The 2,298-nt window shown below is 53.2% G+C and carries 2 tRNA genes and 1 rRNA gene; all 3 read right to left on the bottom strand.

From position 1 onward, the window contains the following. Nucleotides 1-48 precede the first annotated feature (48 nt). Nucleotides 49-124: transfer RNA gene (locus PLU01S_RS24965), tRNA-Ala, on the bottom strand. A gap of 6 nt (nucleotides 125-130) precedes the next feature. Further along, nucleotides 131-207, bottom strand: a tRNA-Ile gene (locus tag PLU01S_RS24960). Nucleotides 208-305: 98 nt separating this feature from the next. Continuing rightward, nucleotides 306-1,842, bottom strand: a 16S ribosomal RNA gene (locus PLU01S_RS24955). Nucleotides 1,843-2,298 lie beyond the last annotated feature (456 nt).

The following is a 2,298-nucleotide window of genomic DNA, read 5'->3' as shown; positions in this document are numbered from 1 at the left end:
AAGGGGGGGGGGTAAGCACTCAGTTCTGAGCTTTAACGCGGTGTTAGATGGTGGAGCCAAGGAGGATCGAACTCCTGACCTCCTGCGTGCAAAGCAGGCGCTCTCCCAGCTGAGCTATGGCCCCATCGATTGGTGGGTCTGGGCAGATTCGAACTGCCGACCTCACCCTTATCAGGGGTGCGCTCTAACCAACTGAGCTACAGACCCAATCGTCTAACGCTTGAGTCTTGACTCATCTCGCGTCTTTATTTCAGTGAATCAAGCAATTCGTGTGGGAGCTTATGCCAAAGCTGGGATCTATCGATTAAGGAGGTGATCCAGCCGCAGGTTCCCCTACGGCTACCTTGTTACGACTTCACCCCAGTCATGAATCACACCGTGGTAACCGTCCTCCCGAAGGTTAGACTAGCTACTTCTGGTGCAACCCACTCCCATGGTGTGACGGGCGGTGTGTACAAGGCCCGGGAACGTATTCACCGTGACGTTCTGATTCACGATTACTAGCGATTCCGACTTCACGCAGTCGAGTTGCAGACTGCGATCCGGACTACGATCGGTTTTATGGGATTAGCTCCACCTCGCGGTTTGGCAACCCTTTGTACCGACCATTGTAGCACGTGTGTAGCCCAGGCCGTAAGGGCCATGATGACTTGACGTCATCCCCACCTTCCTCCGGTTTGTCACCGGCAGTCTCCTTAGAGTGCCCACCATGATGTGCTGGTAACTAAGGACAAGGGTTGCGCTCGTTACGGGACTTAACCCAACATCTCACGACACGAGCTGACGACAGCCATGCAGCACCTGTGTCAGAGTTCCCGAAGGCACCAATCCATCTCTGGAAAGTTCTCTGCATGTCAAGGCCTGGTAAGGTTCTTCGCGTTGCTTCGAATTAAACCACATGCTCCACCGCTTGTGCGGGCCCCCGTCAATTCATTTGAGTTTTAACCTTGCGGCCGTACTCCCCAGGCGGTCAACTTATTGCGTTAGCTGCGCCACTAAAGTCTCAAGGACCCCAACGGCTAGTTGACATCGTTTACGGCGTGGACTACCAGGGTATCTAATCCTGTTTGCTCCCCACGCTTTCGCACCTCAGTGTCAGTATCAGTCCAGGTGGTCGCCTTCGCCACTGGTGTTCCTTCCTATATCTACGCATTTCACCGCTACACAGGAAATTCCACCACCCTCTACCGTACTCTAGCCAGGCAGTTTTGGATGCAGTTCCCAGGTTGAGCCCGGGGATTTCACATTCAACTTACCAAGCCACCTACGCGCGCTTTACGCCCAGTAATTCCGATTAACGCTTGCACCCTCTGTATTACCGCGGCTGCTGGCACAGAGTTAGCCGGTGCTTATTCTGCTGGTAACGTCAAAGCTGCAACGTATTAGGTTACAACCCTTCCTCCCAGCTTAAAGTGCTTTACGACCCGAGGGCCTTCTTCACACACGCGGCATGGCTGGATCAGGCTTTCGCCCATTGTCCAATATTCCCCACTGCTGCCTCCCGTAGGAGTCTGGACCGTGTCTCAGTTCCAGTGTGACTGATCATCCTCTCAGACCAGTTACGGATCGTCGCCTTGGTGAGCCGTTACCCCACCAACTAGCTAATCCGACCTAGGCTCATCTGATAGCGTGAGGTCCGAAGATCCCCCACTTTCTCCCGTAGGACGTATGCGGTATTAGCGTTCCTTTCGAAACGTTGTCCCCCACTACCAGGCAGATTCCTAGGCATTACTCACCCGTCCGCCGCTGAATCAGAGAGCAAGCTCTCCTCATCCGCTCGACTTGCATGTGTTAGGCCTGCCGCCAGCGTTCAATCTGAGCCATGATCAAACTCTTCAGTTCAAACATATCCGGGTTTTGAGAAAACCCTAAACTTGGCTCAGCAATCGCAAATAAACTCTCGAATTCACGAGTGTTACTTGTCTTGCTGATAATCTTGTCGATCCATCAGTCTTACAGCACAAGCACCCACACGAATTGCTTGATTCAACTTGTTAAAGAGCGGTTGGTTAAGACCTTCGTCTCAACCGAGGCGCGCATTCTACGCTAACCTCTTGTCCTGTCAAGCTTTTTGTTCAACCAGTCTAACCCGCTGAACCGCTTGCCGGACCTGCCGGATCAGGAAACCTGTTCTGGCAGCGGGAGGCGTATTCTACACAAACCCAGGGGCTTGTCAACTACCGCTTCCCTCTTTCCGCTTCTGCCAGACCGGAGGCCTGACCCTGACTAAACAGCTAAACCATTGATCTACAAGGCTTTTTGCTGTTCCGTTGCAGCGGAAGTGGGGCGCATTATAGG

This window comes from Pseudomonas luteola NBRC 103146, from assembly GCF_002091675.1.
Taxonomy (GTDB): Bacteria; Pseudomonadota; Gammaproteobacteria; order Pseudomonadales; family Pseudomonadaceae; genus Chryseomonas; species Chryseomonas luteola.
Note: the sequence above shows the minus strand (reverse complement) of the source record. Positions and strands in the feature narration are given on the sequence as shown.